This is a genomic window from Vicinamibacteria bacterium, assembly GCA_035620555.1.
In the GTDB taxonomy this organism is placed as follows: Bacteria; Acidobacteriota; Vicinamibacteria; order Marinacidobacterales; family SMYC01; genus DASPGQ01.
The window spans coordinates 1-4699 of record DASPGQ010000548.1; the positions used below are offsets into that span (position 1 = coordinate 1).

At 61.8% G+C, this 4699-nt stretch carries 3 protein-coding genes; 1 reads left to right on the plus strand and 2 read right to left on the minus strand.

Features of this window, described 5'->3' with window-relative positions; all coding sequences use genetic code 11:
* On the minus strand, positions 1–2631 hold a 2631-nt coding region (gene dnaE, locus VEK15_22160; protein HXV63421.1), incomplete at its 3' end, for a DNA polymerase III subunit alpha.
* Entirely contained in the window at positions 2628–4166 is a 1539-nt protein-coding gene (gene guaA / locus VEK15_22165; protein ID HXV63422.1) for a glutamine-hydrolyzing GMP synthase, read from the minus strand. The genes guaA and dnaE, both read right to left, overlap by 4 nt.
* A 123-nt stretch (positions 4167–4289) precedes the next feature.
* On the opposite strand from guaA, the gene VEK15_22170 reads away from it, so the two are divergent.
* A partial coding sequence (locus VEK15_22170; GenBank protein HXV63423.1) for a hypothetical protein occupies positions 4290–4699 on the plus strand: 410 nt, incomplete at its 3' end.

Genomic DNA, 4699 nt, shown 5'->3' on the forward strand with positions numbered 1-4699 from the left:
CTCGTCGACGGTCTCGAAGGCCCCGCCGACGCCGGCGCGCGAATCAACGATAGACTGCGCCGCGCCCTCGCCGACGTTCTTGATCATCGCCATGCCGAACCGGATCGCCGTGCGGCCGTCCGGCTGCTGCTCCAGCGAGAAGTTAGCCTGGCTGCGGTTGACGTCCGGCGGCAACACGGGAATGCCCAGACGCACGCACTCGTTAAACGCCTGGGCGATGCGCTCGTGGGTGCCGGCCGGGTGGCTATCGGCGGCCATGAGCACGGCGCAGAGGTAGTCCTCCGGGTAATTCGCCTTCAGCCAGGCCGTCTGGTAGGCGACGAGCGCGTAGGCGGCGGAGTGTGACCGGTTGAATCCGTAGCCAGCGAAATGTTCCATCAAGTCGAATATCTTTTTAGCCTTCTTTTCGGGAATCTTTTTCTCCCGCGCGCCTTTCATGAACATCTCCCGCTGGGACTGCATCTCCTCGGCCTTCTTCTTCCCCATCGCGCGGCGGAGCACGTCGGCCTGGCCGAGGGTGAATCCCGCGAGCTTGGAGGCGATCTGCATCACCTGTTCTTGGTAGACGATCACCCCGAGGGTGTCTTCCAGGATCTCCTTGAGGGCGGGATGTTCGTACCGAGGGGCAACCTTGCCTCGCTTGCGATCGATGAAGTCGTCGATCATGCCGCTGCGGATCGGTCCCGGCCGATAGAGGGCATTGAGTGCGGTCAAGTCGGAAATCCTTTCCGGCTTGAACCGCCGCAGGATGTCCCTCATGCCTTCACTCTCGAACTGAAAAATCCCGAACGTATCGCCGCGACCGAAAAGCTCGTAGGTCTTCGCGTCGTCCAAGGGCAGAGTCTCGAGGTCGATCGAGATCCCGAGCTGCTTCTTGATCATATCGAGGCAATTGTCGATGAGGGTGAGTGTCCTCAGACCGAGGAAATCCATCTTCAGGAGACCGATCTCCTCGCAGTTCCTCATATCGAACTGCGTCGTAATCTCTCCCTTGCTCCCCCGGTAAAGAGGAAGAAACTCGGTCAAGGGCTCGGGAGCGATGACGACTCCCGCGGCGTGGGTCGAAGCGTGTCGGCTCACCCCTTCGAGACGCTTCGCCGTATCCACGAGAGCGCGAACTCTCTCGTCCGCCGCCATCGCTTCCTTGAGTTGAGGTACTTCCTCGAGGGCCTTTTCGAGCGTCGCGTCGAGCGTCGGGGGTATGAGCTTCGCGATCCGGTCGACGTCGGCATAGGCGATGTCGAGTACTCTTCCCACGTCCCGGAGGACCGCGCGGGCCTTCATCGTTCCGAAAGTGATGATTTGGGCGACGTTGTCGCGGCCGTATTTGGAGGTGACGTAGTCGATCACTTCCCCGCGCCGCGCCTCGCAGAAATCGATGTCGATGTCGGGCATGCTGACGCGCTCGGGGTTCAGGAAGCGCTCGAAGAGAAGCTCGTGCTCCAGGGGGTCGATGTCGGTGATCCGCAGGCTGTAGGCAACGAGACTGCCGGCGGCGGAGCCACGGCCGGGGCCAACCGGGATGCCTCGCTCTTTCGCGAAGCGGATGAAGTCCCAAACGATCAGGAAATAACTGGGAAACCCCATCTCTCGTATCATGGCGATCTCTCGCCGCAATCGGTTCTCGTAGTCTTCCAGCGTGAAACGTCCCCCGGCCTCGATCGCGGGTCCATGAGAACGCCACCGTTCCCGAAAACCGTTCCAGGCGACCTGCTCGAAATGGCTCTCCACTGTATCCCCCACGGGCACGTCGAAACGGGGGATCCGAAACCCTTCCTGTTCGAGCGTCAAGTCGATCCGCTCGGCGATGGCGAGGGTGTTGTCGTAGGGCTCGGGGGTTCCCACGAACAGCGCAGCCATCTCCTCGGAGGACTTGAAATAGAACTGGTCTCCGGGATACCGCATCCGTTGCCTGTCGGAGACCTTCTTCCCCGTGCCGATGCAGAGCAGAATGTCGTGTGCTTCCGCGTCGTCGCGCGAGATGTAATGGCAGTCGTTGGTGGCGACTGTTTGAAATCCCTCTTTCCGGGCGAGCTCCATCAAGTTCGTATTGACGGTCTTCTCGTCCGGAAGGCCGAGGGCATGATCCTGGATCTCGAGAAAGAAGTTGCCCTCACCGAGGATATCCCGGTAGACACCGGCTGCTCGGGTTGCGCTCTTGACGTCGCCCCGAAGCGCCGCCTGAGGAACCTCGCCCTTGAGGCACGCCGAAAGCCCGATGAGTCCTTTCGAATGCCGGTCGAGGAGCTCCTTGTCGATCCTGGGTTTGTAGTAGAAACCTTCGAGATAGCCTGCGGTAACGAGCTTCACCAGGTTGCGGTAGCCTTCGAGGTTCTCCGCGAGCAGGACGAGATGGTTGTTCGTGTCGGCGATGCTTCCGTTCGGCGATTTATCGAAGCGGCTATTGGGAGCGACGTACATCTCGCATCCCAATATGGGCTTGACGCCCCGCTTGCGCGCCTCCTCGTAGAAATAGACGGCGCCGAACATGTTCCCGTGGTCGGTAAGCGCGACGGCCGGCATTCCATAACGGGCCGCCAGCTCGACGATGTCGGATACTCGACTGGCACCGTCGAGCAGCGAATAGTCACTGTGATTGTGCAAATGGACGAAGGGTCTCGAGGTCATCATTCCCATTCGATCGTGGAAGGAGGTTTGGAAGAGATATCGTAGACGACGCGGTTGATTCCCCGCACCTCGCCGATGATGCGGCTGGTTACCTTGTTGAGGAGCTCATGGGGTAATCTGGCCCAGTCGGCCGTCATTCCGTCCTTGCTCTGCACCGCCCGAATGGCGAGGACGTGCTCGTAGGTGCGCGCATCGCCCATCACCCCCACGCTACGGACGGGAAGAAGCACGCAGAACGCCTGCCAGAGGTCACGATAGAGACCCGCTTTCTTGATCTCACTCACAAGGATCTCGTCGGCCGCCCGCAGGACCTGAAGGCGTTCTCGAGTAACCGCTCCGAGCACCCGGATCGCCAGCCCTGGGCCCGGGAAGGGCTGCCGGAACACGAGCTCCTCGTCCAGGCCGAGCTCGAGCCCGAGGACGCGAACCTCGTCCTTGAACAGATCGCGCAGCGGCTCGATGAGCGCGAGCTTCATCCGCTTCGGCAGCCCCCCCACGTTGTGATGGCTCTTGATCACTTCCGCGGGACCTTTGACCGAGACGCTCTCGATCACGTCGGGATAGAGCGTGCCCTGAGCGAGAAATCGGACGTCTCGAAGCTTGCTCGCTTCTTCGGTGAAGACGGCGATGAACTCCCGGCCGATGATTTTCCGTTTGCGCTCCGGGTCCGCGACTGTCCTGAGCCGTCTCAAGAATCGTTCCGAGGCGTCAACGGCGACGACGTTCCAATGGAGCTTGCGAGAGAAACGCTCCATCACCTGAGCGGCCTCGTTCTTCCTCAGCACGCCGTTGTCGACGAAGATGCACGTGAGCTTGTCACCGATCGCCCGGTGCACGAGCGCCGCCACCACCGACGAGTCCACGCCACCGGAGATCGCGCACACGACACCACTGTCTTGGACGCGCCCCCGGATTGCGGCAACGGCTTCGTCGACGTAGGAGTGCATCGACCAGTCCCCTCGCACACCGCAGACGCCATAGGCGAAATTCTTCAGGATCTCGGTGCCGCGTTCCGTGTGAGCGACCTCGGGGTGAAACTGTACCCCGAACATCCTTCTTCGTGCGTCCTCGAACGCGGCGACCGGGGCGTCGTCGCTCACGGCGGTCAACCGGAATCCCTCGGGGAGCGACTCGATTCGGTCACCGTGGGACGCCCAGACGCGGAGGCGGCCGTCCAGTCCAGAAAACAAAGGGCTTCCGTTTCGGAACTCCACGAGAGCGTGTCCGTACTCGCGATGCTCCGCGGGACGAACGTCCCCGCCGAGAGACTCCGCCATGAGCTGCATCCCGTAGCACACTCCCAGGGTCGGAATCGAAAGGCGGAAAACGTCCGGCTCGCAGTGCGGAGCTCCTTGCGCGTAGACGCTCTGAGGGCCTCCGGAAAGGATGACTCCGCGGACTTCGGGCCTTCGCAGCACCGAAACGGGGGTCGAGAACGGGAGAATCTCACAGTATACGGAAAGCTCTCGAAGCCTCCGGGCGATGAGCTGGGTGTATTGCGATCCGAAATCGAGAACGAGAATGGTATCGTGCGCCATGGACGCCCTACGGCTCGACTGCCCCCTCGGGAAGGTGGCATTATAACGACCGGCGCGACCCATAACAAGACTTTGAGGCCCCTTCTTTTCCTACCAACTATATCTAGTGTCCTGGGACTGGCCTTGTCGCAGCTCCCCCCGGGAGGCCCTCCTCCGGTGGAGGAAGCCCAGCCACCGGGAGAAGAGGCTCTCGAGGAAGTCCCGGCCACGCCTGCGTTTCGTCCTCCGGAGGGTCTGCTTCCCCTCGCCGAGCTCACCCGGTTTCGTTACGGGCCGAGCGACCGTCCTCGGGCTCGACTCGTGAACGAGACACTCGTCATCATCACCGCATCGGGCGCGGTCGAGGCGCGAGATCCTTCGAACGGCGAGTTCCGCTGGAAGCTCGGCTTTCCCGGCCTGACCTTTTTCGAGCCGGTGCCCCTAGGCAACGACCTGCTTCTCGCCTCCGGCTCGGGGAAGATTCTGCTCGTCGACGAAGCCGCGGGCACGATCCTGAAGGAAGTCGATCTTTCTTTCGAGCTCGCGCTCGCTCC

What these genes read in the sequence shown, in the direction of transcription:
- guaA (HXV63422.1), bottom strand. Translation starts at nt 4,166, where the DNA reads ATGGCGCACGATACCATTCTCGTTCTCGATTTCGGATCGCAATACACC.